Origin of the sequence: Yoonia sp., assembly GCF_036770585.1 — a bacterium.
Taxonomy (GTDB): Bacteria; Pseudomonadota; Alphaproteobacteria; order Rhodobacterales; family Rhodobacteraceae; genus Yoonia.
In genome coordinates this window covers 1-13,220 of sequence record NZ_DAIPIW010000072.1, presented here as the reverse complement: position 1 = coordinate 13,220, position 13,220 = coordinate 1, and the positions used below count along the sequence as shown (strand labels likewise).

Below are 13,220 nucleotides of genomic sequence, written 5' to 3'. Positions count from 1 at the left end.
GCGCTTTATTCGCGGGTCCTGAAGGCCGCCGATGGCAAGCGCGTGGCCTTCCGCACCCTCGACATCGGGTCGGACAAGGTCTTGCCCTACATGAAGCCCAATGACGAACCCAACCCCGCCATGGGCTGGCGCGCCATTCGGGTCGGTCTCGACAAGCCCGGTGTCTTGCGGATGCAGTTGCAGGCGCTTTTGCGCGCGGCCAACGGTGGACCGCTGACCGTCATGTTTCCCTTCATCACGCAGCTCAGCGAATTCCGCGCGGCACGCGCCGAAATGGACAAGGCCATCGCCCGCGAAAAGATCCTCGGCCACCCGCTGCCGTCCGAGTGGAAAGTGGGCGCGATGCTGGAAACACCGTCGCTGGCCTATGCGCCCGATGCCTTCTTTCAGGAAACGGATTTCGTCTCGATCGGTGGTAACGATCTCAAGCAGTTCTTCTTTGCCGCCGACCGCGAGAACGAGCGTGTCCGCAAACGCTATGACACGCTCGACGTCAGCTTCCTGACCTTCCTCAAGCATGTCGTCGCGCGTTGCGCCCAGTTCGACACGCCGCTGTCATTCTGCGGCGAGGACGCCGGACGCCCGGTCGAGGCCTTGTGTCTTGCGGCACTTGGGATCAAGACCCTGTCGATGCGCCCTGCCTCGGTCGGGCCGGTCAAGCACCTGCTGCGCCGCGTCGACCTTGGCGAGGTGCGCGCGATCATGGAACAGGCGATGGAAGGCGAAGGGCAGTCCGTCCGGCGTGCCGTCGCCGACTGGCTGGCCTATCAGGTCTGAGACAGGTCGGCCTGCGCCAGCACATTGTGAAAGTGGTCGGTCACCTGTGTGTCGCCGAATTCCCGCGCGATACGCCGCAAGCCAAAGTGCACATGCGCCATTTCGACATAGTAGTCCATGAAGGCGTAGTTGGTTCCCGCCCCCGCCGCCGCCCCAAGGATCGGCACGGTCTGGCTGGCGAGTTTCTGTGACAGGATCGCCGCGAAACGCGGCGCGACCCTTGCGATCAGCCCGTTGACCGCCGCACCGGTGATGCCCAGCCGCGCGCCGATGAAGGCGGTATTCACACCGTCGTCCTCGGTCCCAGGACCGCCTGCACCAAAGACCGCAAGGCATTGCGCGCGGGTTTCATCGTGGCCTTCGGCCTCGCCGTTCCGGATGGCGACATGGTGCACCGCGCGGAAGATCAGCGTGGTGGCGACGGGGATCTCGGCGATTGCCGTCGGCAGTCCGCCGAAACCGCCGATCGCACCGGATACCGTCCCCAAAATCCTGTGCGCCCGATCCGATCCGATGGACCGCCCGACCCCGCTACGGGACAGGGCAGCCGCATCAAAACTCTGGCGCAGGGCATGGCGCGCGACCGTATCGATTTCTTTGCGCGCGGCGGGGGGCAACATGCGCAACCCGTCCTCGACCTGACCGCCAAGATAGTTGACCGCTCTTATCAGAATGCCGCTCGCCGCCTTCTGACGCCTGGCAAGTGCTGCGATTTCCGCGCGCGCGGCCTCGGTCAGCGGGGCTGGGGGGACAGAGGGAGCGGTCTCTTTGATCGGGTTCTGCGGTGTGGTCATGCACAGGAGATGGGAAGGTGCGTGCCGGAAGTCAATCGCGGTCGGGGCGAACCGGACCGGTGACGTCACCCCAGCCCGCGTCCGTCAGCCCCAGCCCCAGCACGCGGTCGGGGTTCGTCGGGGGCGGCATGACAACGCCGTCCAGCCGCGCAAACCCGAACCGCCCGTAATAGGGCGCATCGCCGACCAGCATCACCCGCTCCCACCCCAAAAGGCGCGCCCTGTCGAGGCAGTTCTGCATCAAGATCGCGGCGACCCCCTCGCCCTGCCGCGTCGGATGGACGGCGATGGGGCCCAAGAGGACCACCCGCTTGTCGCCGATCCGCACGGGCCAATTGCGCACAGCACCCGCAAGCACCCCGTTTCCGTCCCTTGCGGTCAGACAGAGGTCGGCAAGCGGGGCCACCCCCTCGCGCAGACGATAGGACGACAGCGCCGACCGCCCCGGTGCAAAGCACAGATCGAACAGCGCCTCGACCTCCCACCAGTCGTCAGCGCGTTCGATGGCCAGAGTCATCTGAAATGGATTCATGCGCCTTTCGTCTGGCCAGCGTTTGCGGTGCAGGCTACCTAAGCGGTGCGCAAACGAAAAGGGATCCGATGTTCTACGAGCCAAAAAACGGCCATGGCCTGCCGCACAACCCGTTCAACGCCGTTGTGACCCCGCGCCCGATCGGCTGGATTTCGACACGCGGGCCGGACGGGCGGGACAACCTTGCGCCCTACTCTTTCTTCAACGCGGTCGCCTATGTGCCGCCGCAGGTCATGTTTGCCTCGACCTCGGCCAAAGAGGATCGTGGCGACACCAAGGATTCGGTGGCCAACATCCGTGAAACGGGCGTCTTTGCCGTGAACGTCGTGGAATACGCCGCGAAAGACGCCATGAACACGACCTCGGGCAGCTGGGCGCGCGATGACGACGAATTCGCCCTCGCGGGGATCGAAAAGGCGGCCTGCCAGACCATCGACTGCCCGCGGGTGGCAAACGCGCCTGCGACCCTCGAATGTCGGTTGACGCAGATCGTCCAGCTTTCCGGTGCGGCCAACTTCGCCGTTTTCGGCGAGGTGACAGGCGTGCATCTGCGCGATGACTGCATGGTGGACGGCCTGTTCGATGTGACCCGTTTCAACCCGCTGACGCGCCTCGGCTATCGGGATTATGCGGTCGTCCGCGAGGTCTTCAGCCTAAAGCGCCCCGATGACAAGTAGCGCGGTATAGCCTGCATAGATCACCAGCAGGACCAATCCGACCCAACGGTTCAGCACGCCGACGATCCATGCAAGCAAGAGCGGCACCAGGGCCGAGGCCGCGAAGACCCAAAGGGTCAGACCCGTCATCTCTGGCGGCACGGCCAGCGGCGTCACCATCGCCGTGATCCCGAGGATACCCAGCACGTTGAAGATGTTCGACCCGATGACATTGCCCAGCGCGATGCCGCCTTGCCCCTTGCGGGCCGCCATCACGGATGTCACCAGTTCCGGCAGCGACGTGCCCACGGCGACGATCGTCAGGCCGATCACAGTCTCCGAGACGCCCAAGACGCGCGCGATGTCGCTGGCACCCGTCACCAGCCAGTTGGCGCCGAGAACCACACCGACAAGACCCACCGCAAAGAAGGCGATGGCCTTCCCGACCGGGTCGGGTGTCTCGGTCACATCGAGATCGGCGTCGCCACCGGTGAAAAGGGTAAATCCAAGATAGGCCAGCAAGGCCGCAAGCCCGACAGCGCCCGCCCAGAACCCGACAGACCCCGTCAGGATGATCCCGATGGTCAATGCTGTCGCCACAACCATCACATAGCCATCACGCCCCAAAAGCGCTCCCGCCGCGACCGGCGCGATCACTGCGGCCGCCCCGAGGATCAAAAAGACATTGGCGATGTTGCTGCCGACGACGTTGCCCAAGGCGATCCCGGGCAATCCGTTCACCGCTGCAATAAGGGATGTCATCAACTCGGGCGCGGAGGTCCCGAAGCCGACCAGTGTCAGGCCGATGACCAGCGGCGACAGCCCCGCCCGCCGCGCAATCGAGACCGCCCCCCGCACAAGCCCCTCGCCGCCTGCCAGAAGGGCCGCAAGACCCAGCGCCACAAGAAAAAGATCAAATATCATGACGCGTTATCCCCTTCTCGCCTCATCGCAAATGGTCGAGCGGCCTGCGCGTTACAAGCCCTCGGAAATAAGATTTCCGAACTGCCGCACTTCCGGGCATTTCAACGCCTTTCGGACAGATCAGCGGCATCACAGGCAGGAATGGACTTCACATTTGCGGCCTTGGCTTTCAGATTGGGTAAGGCAGCGACAGGCGGAGACGGCCATGCAGACAAAGATCGGAATCATCGGCGGATCGGGCATTTACCAGATGGCCGGTCTCGACAACGCCGAATGGGTCACTGTGCAAAGCCCTTGGGGCGCGCCGTCGGACGAAATCCTGACAGGCTCGCTCGACGGGGTTGCGATGGCCTTTCTGCCGCGCCATGGCCGCGGGCACGTGCATTCACCCACAACCGTTCCCTACCGCGCGAATATCGACGCGATGAAACGGCTCGGGGTGACGGATATCATCAGTGTCAGCGCCTGCGGATCGTTCCGCGAAACCATGGCACCCGGAGACTTCGTGATCGTCGATCAATTCATCGACCGCACCTTCGCGCGCGACAAGTCCTTCTTCGGCACCGGCTGTGTGGCGCATGTCAGCGTCGCGCACCCCACATGCCCGCGTCTGTCGGATGCTTGCGCCACGGCAGGCGAAAAGGCTGGCATCACTATCCATCGCGGCGGCACCTATCTGGCCATGGAAGGCCCGCAGTTCTCGTCGCAGGCCGAAAGCAAGATGTATCGCGCCTGGGGCTGCGACGTGATCGGCATGACCAACATGCCCGAGGCCAAACTCGCCCGCGAGGCCGAGATCTGTTACGCCTCGGTCGCGATGGTCACCGATTACGACAGCTGGCATCCCGACCACGGCGCGGTCGATGTGGCCGAGGTCATCGCGACGCTGCAAGGCAACGGCACAAAGGCGCAAGACCTTGTCAGCCGCCTGCCGTCACTTCTCGGCGCGGACCGTGCCCCATGCCCGCATGGCTGCGACCGGGCGCTGGACTTCGCCATCATGACAGCGCCGGACAAGCGCGATCCCGCCCTTGTCGCCAAACTCGACGCCATCGCAGGCCGCGTTCTTTGAAGGATCAATGATGAAGACCGTTCAGGATTATATCCGCACCATCCCCGATTTCCCGCATGCGGGGATCATGTTCCGCGATGTGACGACGCTCTTTGCGGATGCGCGCGGGTTCCGGATTGCCATCGACCAGCTTCTCCACCCCTATGCCGGCGCGCCGATCGACAAGGTCGTGGGATTGGAGGCACGCGGCTTCATCCTGGGTGGCGCGGTCGCGCATCAGCTTTCGGTCGGCTTTGTGCCGATCCGCAAGAAGGGCAAGCTGCCCGGCCGGACGATCCAGCAGGACTACACGCTGGAATATGGCACCGCCACCATGGAGGTGCATGACGACGCGCTTCAGGCTGGCGAAAAGGTGCTTTTGGTGGATGACCTTCTTGCCACAGGCGGCACGGCCGAGGCGGGGATCAAGCTGGTCGAACGGCTGGGCGCAGAGGTGGTCGGCTGCGCTTTCATCGTGGATCTGCCTGACCTCGGCGGCCGCAGAAAGCTGGAAGGGCTGGGGATGAGCGTTCATGCGCTCTGCGCGTTTGAAGGCGACTGATGCCTCCGGCGGGAGTTTCTTGGGAGAAAGAAGGCGCAAGCGCGCGCCCGACACTGTTGTCCGCTACAGACCGACCGGTTTGGGGTCCAGCATCGGGAGACTTCTCACTCCACGACCGTCGACTCTCCAGACGCGGCCGCAGGTCGAGCCTAGGCGCACTTGGTTAATGATTTCTTTCTCCCCTGAAACTCCCGCCGGAGGCTCCAAGGCCGCCACAGAGATCGGCATCAGCCGGTCATGCGCAGCACGGCCCCCGGGTTCATGATCCCCAGCGGATCGAGCGCGTCCTTGATGGCCCGCAGCATCGACAGTTTGACCGGATCGCCGTAGGTTTCCAGATCGTCGACTTTCAGACGCCCGATCCCGTGTTCGGCACTGACCGATCCTTCCAGTTCATGCGTCAGGTCATGGACGAGCTCTTTCACGGTGTAGCGCAGGTTGGCATAATCGGCGGGGGTCCGGCCTTTGGCGGGAAAGACGTTGTAATGCAGGTTGCCGTCGCCCAGATGCCCGAAGCAATTGATGCGCATGTCGCCCAGTTCCGCCAAGGCCCGATTGCCGCGCGCAATGAAACGCGGAATCGCGCTAAGAGGCAGCGAAATATCGTGCGAACTGACCGATCCCAGCCGCCGGTTCGCCTCGGGGATCGTTTCGCGGATCGTCCAGAAAGCGGCGCGCTGCGCGTGGCTTTGGGCGATGACACCGTCGGTGACGAGCCCCTTTTCAAAGGCCTCGGCAAAGAGCATCTCAAGCGCTTCGTCCGGGCTCGACCCCTTGGGTAGCCCGAGGTCGATCAGCACGGTCCATTCGGGGATGTCGTCGAAGGGGACGGGCACTGCGGGCCCGACCTCGGCCAGGAAATCGTATCCGGCGCGGTGCATCAATTCGAAGGCCGAGATACCCTCGCCGATCACCTCGCCCGCCAAGGCCAGCAGGTCGAGCGCGGCTTGCGGGGACGGCACGGACAACATCGCCGCGCCCAGATTGGCGGGACGCGGCACCAGTTTCAGCGCCGCACCCGTGATGATGCCAAGGGTGCCCTCGGCCCCGATCATCAGATCGCGCAGGTCATAGCCTGTGTTGTCCTTGCGCAGCCGCGTCAGACCGTGCCAGATCGTGCCGTCGGCGCGGACGACCTCGAGCCCCAGACATTGCGCACGGGCATTGCCGTAACGCAACACGTTCACCCCGCCTGCATTGGTCGACAGCAGCCCCCCGATGCGCGCCGAACCTTCCGAGGCCAATGACAGCGGAAAGAGCCGTCCGACATCTTCCGCCGCTTGCTGCACATGGGCGAGGATCGCACCCGCATCACAGACAAGGGCGTTCTCGCCCGGATACGTGGCGCGAATTCTGTTCATCCTTTCCAGCGACAGCACCACGGGATCGGGGCCGTCCTCCATCAGTTGTCCGCCGACGAGGCCGGTGCCCCCGCTATAGGGAACAATTCCGACGCGGGCTTCTGCGCAGGCCCGCACGATCGTCGCAACCTCTTCGGTTGCAGCCGGTGCAAGGACCAGTCCCTTGCCGGTCCAGCGCCCGCGCGGTTCGGCAAAATAGGGTGCGCAATCGGCCTTGAAGGCCGCAGCGGGCAGCAGACCGCGGAGTGTTTCGACGAAGTCCGGCGTCACGGGGTTGAGCATGGCAAATCCTTTGTCTGACTGATACTTGGCGCAAATTTGCAGGCTGTCCAACAGCAATCGGGGGCTTTGCCCCCGTCCCGGATCAAGTCCGGGACTCCCCCAGGATATTTTTGGGCCAATAATGACGGGCGCCGACACAGCGGGACAACCGCGCCCTGCCTTTTGCCGTCTTCAACCAGCCGATGCGCCTTCGCGCAGGCGTCAACGGGGCGTGCCGCCGCGATGCGGATGTCGCGATCCGCGTTGTGCATCGCGCAGCCGATAGATCCGCGCAAGGTCGCGTGTCACGGCCTTGGCCATGAGGGGGGGAACGGGTTCCTTGGCAGATCCTCAGGCCGCACCGGTCCTGCCTTCGGCGATGGCGTCGGTATCGGTGCGGACGTTCCTTCTTGTTTCCTTGGCGTCAGACCAATTCCTGCGCCGATGCCGTCACCTCGTTCACCCAAGCCATCAGCGCTTCGGTGGTGGGCGCAAGCCGGGTTGCCAGACCCCCTGCGAAGGTCTCGAAGGCCGGTCGGTTGAGCGCATTGAGACCGACCAGAACCGGGATATCCATTGCGACCGCCTCGGCGATCACGTCGCGGAAGCCCCGCCCTTCGGCCTCGTGTCTGCCGAATTTGTTGACGATCAGCAGGTCGGCACCCGAGGACAGGGTGGCCGCGACCATCGCGACCGCCGTTTCCAGCACTGCCGGGTCCAGGCGGCACCCCCGCGCCTGCGCGCCCCGGTCCTGGCTGATGCGCAAGACGGCACCATCGGGCAGCACGCGCACATCCATGTCGCAGGGGCCCGCATCGGCGCGCGGGCTGTTGATCTGGACGGTGCCGCAGCATCTGAGACCCCGGGCCGCGAGGTCCGCTGCCAGCCGTTCCAGCACCAGATCGGTATCGCCGCGTCCCGCCGCCATCGTATAGGCAAGTGTCATGTCCGCGCTCCTTCAGGATTGGCAGAAAGGTTGGAATTCCACCAGCGCAACGGCTGGCAGGCAATCAGCGTCGGCGGGCAGAAACATCAGCCCCTCTGCATGTGCGAGCAGACCGACACGGGCCGAATGGGTGGTATCCTCGAAACAGACGATCTCGCGACCTTGGGCGTCGAAACCGGCCAGCGTGGCGGGTCGCAGTTCGCAGCGCCCGGGCTTGCGGCGGATCGGGTCCGCGGTCACGACATGCCGCCGGTGCGGGGTGTGTCTCTCGCCGCTCAGGGCGCGGACCAACGCCAGACCGAAGACCTGCCATGTGACAAAGGCCGATACCGGGTTGCCGGGCAATCCAAGCCAGTGCGCCTTGCCGATGCGCCCGACCGATACCGGTTTGCCCGGTTTGATCGCGACGCCGCTGAACAGGGTTTCGCCCCCGAGCGCCGCGACGGCCGGCTTGACGTGGTCTTCCTCGCCCACCGAGATCCCGCCCGTGGAGATGGCAAGATCGGCTTGCGCCGCCATGTCGCCCAATTGACGGACAAGGCCATCGAGGGTGTCGGCACCATGCGCCGAGGCAACGAGGTCGACATCCGCAGTTGCAAGGCCTGCCGTCAGCATCGGTGTGTTGACGTCCCAGATCTGGGCGGCCTCGCGGGCGCCTCCGGCGCGGCGCACCTCGTCGCCGGTGATCAGCAGCGCCACGCGCAACCTGCGCCGCACGCGCAGGATGCCCGCACCGGCAGCGGCGCAGGCGGCGATCTCTCGCGGGCCGAGCCTGCGGCCCTTGTCCAGAACGGTCGCCCCGCTGGCCATGTCACTGCCCGCACGGCGGATGTTCAAACCCGGTTCGGGTCTGCGCGACAGATGAACAGTCTCCCCGTCACGCAGGACGTTTTCCTGCATCACCACCGCATCGGCGCCGGGGGGCACCGGCGCGCCCGTGAAAATCCGCGCCGCCACGGCGCCGGCAACGGGTCTCGTCACCGCCTGCCCGGCGGGCACGCGGGCCACGACCGGTAAAACCCAAGGTCCGGCACCAGTCAGGGCCGATGTCGCAATCGCATAGCCATCCATGGCCGCATTATCGAAAGCCGGTGCCATGGATCGGGACCGGACCGGCTGGGCAAGGATGCGGCCGACAGCATGGTCCAGTGACACCGCCTCGGTCCGACCGACGGGTGCGACGTGCCCTGCGATCCGGGCCAGTGCCGCGTCGATGCTGATCAGCGCATGCGGCATGTCGGCGGTGTCACAGCCGCAGCCCGGTGACATGATGGCTTCGTGGATGGTCATTGTGCTGTCTCCTCGATGGATTGGGCGGCTTTGAAGTGGCCGGGGCCGATGCTGCAGTCGAGATCGCGCAGGCGTCCGTTCTTGAGCCCGTAGATCAGGCCGTGCACGCGGACGTCGGCCCCGCGCCGCCATGCCCGCTGGACGATCGGCGTTTCACAGACGCGCCGCACGCCTTCGACCACGTTAAGTTCGGCCAGACGGTCGCGTTGTGCTTCCAGATCGGGTTCGCGGCCCAGATCGACCGCGTAAGCGCGGGCAAGGCGCCGGATCGGTTCCAGCCAGTGATCGGCAAGACCATGCGGCAGATCCTCGGTCGCGGCCTTGACCCCGCCGCAGCCATAGTGGCCGCAAACGATGATCTCGCGCACCTGCAAGGCATCGACCGCGAATTCCAGCGCCGACAGGAGGTTCATGTCCGAGGAATGCACGATGTTGGCAACGTTGCGATGGACGAAGACCTCGCCCGGATCCAGCCCCGCAACCACATTGGCCGGCACCCGGCTGTCCGAACAGCCGATCCAGAAGAACTCGGGGGCCTGAAGGGCGGCGAGGCGGATGAAATAGTCAGGTTCCTCGTCGTGACGTTGTGTGGCCCACGCCAGATTGCGCGCCAGAAGGTCATTCAGCATCGGTCATCTCCGGAAAATCTGGCAGCCCGCGGCGCGAGCGCATGTGTTTCGACAGGTTGCGCAGATCGGAGCGCGTCAGCCGGACCCGGGCGATCGGCAAGAGGATCGCGTTCTCGGCCACCAGATGGCGGCGCACATAGCCCGCAAACCTGGACAACACGCCGCGCTCGCTGGCGGACAGATCGCCCCCCCGATCAAGGCATCCGGCCAGCATCGCACGCACTTCGGGCAGAAGACGCATCGCCTTGTCCTGATCGGCCCTGATCCGGTCGATCACGGTCTCGATCGCATCCTCATGCGTGCAGCGGCGGGCAAGAAGCGGAAAGAGGTCCTCTGCCTCGTCGCGCAGGTGGACATTCAGTTCCTCGTTCAGAAACCGCAGCACCGCTGTCGCTTCCCGGCGATTGAGACGATCCGCCGTTGCCAGCAGGTCGATCACCGCGCAAACCTGCCGTTCGCGCAGGTGGTCCTCGCTGATGAAATCCAGAGGATTTGCAAGCAGGCTCAGGCTCGTCGGCTTCTCACCGCTCCCACGCAGCAGAGGCTCTGGTGGTTGCATGACACGTCCTTTCGCGTGGTTCAGATCGGCGCGAGACTTGCGCCGGTGATGCTTGACCGCTTGGCGAGACTTTCCACGAACGCCCTCGACGCATCGGCCCAGGCTGCCTTTTCCAGCGCCTGCGCGATCTTGGGGCGCACGGTTTCATAGGGCAGCACCTGCCCGGGTGCTGTCGCGTTCAGGCGGATGATATGCCAGCCATGCCGCGACAGGACGGGCGCGGTCGTGATGCACTCATCGGCGAGGGTGCGCAGCGCGGCCTCGAATTCGGGCACGGTGTCGCCCGGGCCAAGCTGGCCGAGATGCCCACCCGCAGCCTTTGATCCGCAATCGCTGTCACGGGCGACAGCGGCGAAGCTTTTGGCGTCACCATCAAGCCGCGCCAGCAGGGCCAGGGCCCGTGTCTCGGCCAGCCCGCGCGCGGCGTCGTCGCGCGGATCGCAGGCACACAGGATATGCGACACATCCCATAGCGGCGCAGAGCGGTAGCGGTCGGGGTCTTTGGCCCATTCCGCGCGCACGACATCCTCGGCGACCGGCGCGATTTCCAGCGCTTCATCCAGAAGGGCGCGGATCAGGGCCTCGTCTTCGGTCTCGAAGCGGTTCGGCGCCAATGCGAGCGGGTCAGGCACCAGCCCGCGTCGCTTTGCCTCTTGCAGCAGAAGCGCGCGGATGGCCAGCGCCTGCGCCGCCTTGCGCCATGCGATGCCCGGCTTGTCTTTCGGGGCTTCGTGGTTCTGGGCCTCGGCGGCGATGGCCGCCGAGGGGATGGTTTCGCCGTTCACGACGACATCGGGAAATAGGGCCACGTTCATCTGTCTTACTCCGCTGGCGTTGTCTTGCCGGCGCCGGGCTTGGCTTGCACCTTGTCAAAGGCGGCGGCGGCGTTCCTCAAGCGGGCGATGCCGCCGCGAGCGCACGATCTGGTAACCCGGCCGCGTCAGCAGGTAACGGAAGGGGGCGGCGAACTCCGACCAGATATGGACGAGCCGCGTGAAGGGAAACAGCGCCGTGATGATCAGCCCGAGGAAGATGTGCAGCTTGTAAAGCCAGTGCACGTCGACGACGGTGACCCATGGGTTGATGTTCCAACTGACCACGCTCTGCGACCAGGTCATGAAGCGGACCATTTCCGACCCGTCCATGTGCTGCAGCGTCTGGGTGATCGTCAGCAGGCCGATGGCCAGTTGCAGCCAGATCAGGACCATGATCAGGATGTCGGGGAAGGTCGATGTCACGCGGATGCGCGGATCGACCAGGCGGCGATGGATCAGCATGGTCGATCCGATCAGGGCCGCGATGCCCGCAGGCCCACCGATCAGCACCGCCATCCATTGCTTGAGCGCATAGGGAATGCCGATGGCATCCAGAATCGAGACCGGCGTGAAGAGGCCGACAAGGTGACCGAAAAACACGGTCAGGATGCCGACGTGAAAAAGGATCGATCCCCAGATCAACTGCTTGCGGCGCAGCAACTGGCTGGACGAGCTTTTCCAGGTGAAGGGGTCCCGTTCGTAGCGCACGATCGATCCCACAAGGAAGATCGTCAGCGCGACATAGGGCATGACCCCGAAGATGACGAAGTTGATGTCGAAGTCGCCAAACATGTCATGCGCTCCTGTTCAATGGTTGCGGTGCGGGGGTCGGTTTGAACCCAGGTCTGTCCATCTCTGCGAGCATGTCGCGGACTTGCGGGCAGCCTGCGTTCGGATCGGGGCCGAATGTCACCTCGGTTTCCTCCCAGACAGCGTCGAGCGCCGCGAGGTCGGTCGGGTCATCATCCGGCTGGGCCAGCATGTCGGCCACGGCCTCTGCGTCGGCTTGCATGTCGGCGAGCTGGGAAAGAGCGGCGAAGGCAGCGGCATATCCGCTGTCGCGTCGGTCAAGCCGGACCGCGAGAGCGTCAAGGATATGCGCCGCATCCGCCAGCGTGTCCTGTATTTCTGCGAACGGACGCGTCGACAGGAATTCCAGCAGGACCGGCAGGTGGTCCGGCAGTTCCGAGGTGGCGGGTTCGAACCCGCCCTCGCGGTAGGTCTCGATCAGGCTGACCATCGCGCCGCCGCGGTCACGGCTTTCGCCGTGGACGTGCTCGAAAAGATTGAGCGACAGCGTGCGCGAGCGGTCGAAGAGCATCACGTAGCTTTCCTGCAGATCGTAGAGGTCGGCCTTTGCGAAGCCATCGGTCAGCGCGCGCAGCGCCGACCGTGTATCGGCGGCGATGCGGGTATCGTCAGCCAGAACGGCGCCGATCTCGGGCATCGCCTCTTGAAGGTCCCGCGAGGGATAGCTCAGGATCAGCGAAAGGGCCTTGAGGGAACGGTCCAGCATCAGAAGGTCTCCTGTGGAAGGGCGAATTTCTTTTTCTTGCCGCCGAAGAGGGTCGTCTTGCCGGTTTCGCCGCTGGAACAACCATTGCCATCGGTGAAGCCGCAGCCGCCGCGGATGTCGGCGCCATGCTCGTTCTGCTCGCGGTGCGTCGTGGGGATCGCGAAACGATCCTCGTAATCGGCGATGTCCATGATCTTGTACATGTCCTCGATCACCCGGCCCGACATGCCGACACGGGCGGCGATCGCCTCGTCCCGCACGCCGTCCACGGTCTGAGCCCGCATGTAAAGCCGCATCGCGGACATCCGTTCCAGCGCGTACACCACCGGTTCCTCGTCGCCCGCCGTCAGCATGTTGGCGAGGTATTTGACCGGGATACGCAAGCTGCGCACGTCGGGCATCTGGTCGCTCATCGCGATCTGTCCGGCCTGGGCGGCGTTCTGGATCGGCGACAGCGGCGGGATGTACCAGACCATCGGCAGCGTCCGGTATTCGGGATGCAGCGGGAAGGCGACCTTCCAGTCCATCGCCATCTTCCAGACCGGGC

The 13,220-nt window shown here is 64.8% G+C and carries 15 protein-coding genes and 1 pseudogene; 4 read left to right on the top strand and 12 right to left on the bottom strand.

What is annotated here, in order from left to right; genetic code table 11:
- The coding region (locus V7N12_RS11655) for a putative PEP-binding protein (protein WP_333714740.1) at positions 1 to 777 on the top strand (777 nt) is incomplete at its 5' end.
- Here V7N12_RS11655 and V7N12_RS11650 read toward each other — a convergent pair.
- Both V7N12_RS11650 and V7N12_RS11645 read right to left on the bottom strand, forming a co-directional pair.
- Positions 768 to 1,571 carry an EcsC family protein gene (locus V7N12_RS11650; protein WP_333714739.1) on the bottom strand — a complete coding sequence of 268 codons (804 nt, stop codon included), beginning with the start codon at positions 1,569 to 1,571 and terminating at the stop codon, positions 768 to 770. The genes V7N12_RS11655 and V7N12_RS11650 overlap by 10 nt on opposite strands.
- 31 nt (positions 1,572 to 1,602) lie before the next feature.
- Entirely contained in the window at positions 1,603 to 2,088 is a 486-nt protein-coding gene (locus tag V7N12_RS11645) for a GNAT family N-acetyltransferase (RefSeq protein ID WP_333714737.1), read from the bottom strand.
- 83 nt (positions 2,089 to 2,171) lie between these two features.
- Between V7N12_RS11645 and V7N12_RS11640 the strand changes: the two genes are divergently transcribed.
- Positions 2,172 to 2,780 (top strand): flavin reductase family protein, encoded by a 609-nt coding sequence (locus tag V7N12_RS11640; RefSeq protein ID WP_333714736.1) that lies wholly within the window; start codon positions 2,172 to 2,174, stop codon positions 2,778 to 2,780.
- Here the strand turns inward: V7N12_RS11640 and V7N12_RS11635 are convergent.
- A complete protein-coding gene (locus tag V7N12_RS11635) occupies positions 2,757 to 3,683 on the bottom strand; it encodes a calcium/sodium antiporter (RefSeq protein ID WP_333714735.1) in 927 nt (308 codons plus the stop codon). The two genes, V7N12_RS11640 and V7N12_RS11635, sit on opposite strands and share 24 nt — an antisense overlap.
- A 205-nt stretch (positions 3,684 to 3,888) precedes the next feature.
- Here V7N12_RS11635 and V7N12_RS11630 point away from each other — a divergent pair, with 205 nt between their 5' ends.
- Both V7N12_RS11630 and V7N12_RS11625 read left to right on the top strand, forming a co-directional pair.
- On the top strand, positions 3,889 to 4,755 hold the full coding sequence (locus V7N12_RS11630; protein WP_333714734.1) for an S-methyl-5'-thioadenosine phosphorylase: 867 nt from the start codon (positions 3,889 to 3,891) through the stop codon (positions 4,753 to 4,755).
- Between the two features lie 10 nt (positions 4,756 to 4,765).
- Complete coding sequence (locus V7N12_RS11625; protein WP_333714733.1) at positions 4,766 to 5,296, top strand: adenine phosphoribosyltransferase; 531 nt, start codon at positions 4,766 to 4,768, stop codon at positions 5,294 to 5,296.
- A 227-nt stretch (positions 5,297 to 5,523) separates the two neighbouring features.
- On the opposite strand, the gene V7N12_RS11620 is transcribed toward V7N12_RS11625, so the two are convergent.
- The 9 genes and pseudogenes from V7N12_RS11620 to narH form a co-directional block, all read right to left on the bottom strand.
- Complete coding sequence (locus V7N12_RS11620; protein ID WP_333714732.1) at positions 5,524 to 6,939, bottom strand: FAD-binding oxidoreductase; 1,416 nt, start codon at positions 6,937 to 6,939, stop codon at positions 5,524 to 5,526.
- 403 nt (positions 6,940 to 7,342) lie between these two features.
- Positions 7,343 to 7,864 carry a DUF2478 domain-containing protein gene (locus tag V7N12_RS11615; RefSeq protein ID WP_333714731.1) on the bottom strand — a complete coding sequence of 174 codons (522 nt, stop codon included), beginning with the start codon at positions 7,862 to 7,864 and terminating at the stop codon, positions 7,343 to 7,345.
- A 12-nt stretch (positions 7,865 to 7,876) separates the two neighbouring features.
- Entirely contained in the window at positions 7,877 to 9,154 is a 1,278-nt protein-coding gene (locus V7N12_RS11610; RefSeq protein WP_333714730.1) for a molybdopterin molybdotransferase MoeA, read from the bottom strand.
- Positions 9,151 to 9,783 carry a carbonic anhydrase gene (locus V7N12_RS11605; protein ID WP_333714729.1) on the bottom strand — a complete coding sequence of 211 codons (633 nt, stop codon included), beginning with the start codon at positions 9,781 to 9,783 and terminating at the stop codon, positions 9,151 to 9,153. The genes V7N12_RS11610 and V7N12_RS11605 overlap by 4 nt, the downstream gene beginning before the upstream one ends.
- The gene (locus V7N12_RS11600) at positions 9,773 to 10,342 is read right to left on the bottom strand and encodes a hemerythrin domain-containing protein (protein WP_333714728.1); all 570 of its coding nucleotides are present in this window, start codon (positions 10,340 to 10,342) and stop codon (positions 9,773 to 9,775) included. The genes V7N12_RS11605 and V7N12_RS11600 overlap by 11 nt, the downstream gene beginning before the upstream one ends.
- A 20-nt stretch (positions 10,343 to 10,362) precedes the next feature.
- Positions 10,363 to 11,157, bottom strand: a complete 795-nt coding sequence (locus V7N12_RS11595) for a peptidylprolyl isomerase (RefSeq protein ID WP_333714727.1) — start codon at positions 11,155 to 11,157, stop codon at positions 10,363 to 10,365.
- Between the two features lie 54 nt (positions 11,158 to 11,211).
- Positions 11,212 to 11,949 (bottom strand): respiratory nitrate reductase subunit gamma, encoded by a 738-nt coding sequence (gene narI, locus V7N12_RS11590; protein WP_333714726.1) that lies wholly within the window; start codon positions 11,947 to 11,949, stop codon positions 11,212 to 11,214.
- Position 11,950: 1 nt separating this feature from the next.
- The gene (narJ, locus tag V7N12_RS11585) at positions 11,951 to 12,673 is read right to left on the bottom strand and encodes a nitrate reductase molybdenum cofactor assembly chaperone (protein WP_333714725.1); all 723 of its coding nucleotides are present in this window, start codon (positions 12,671 to 12,673) and stop codon (positions 11,951 to 11,953) included.
- Positions 12,673 to 13,220, bottom strand: a pseudogene (gene narH / locus V7N12_RS11580) (nitrate reductase subunit beta); the annotation flags it as partial. The pseudogene narH and the gene narJ, both read right to left, overlap by 1 nt.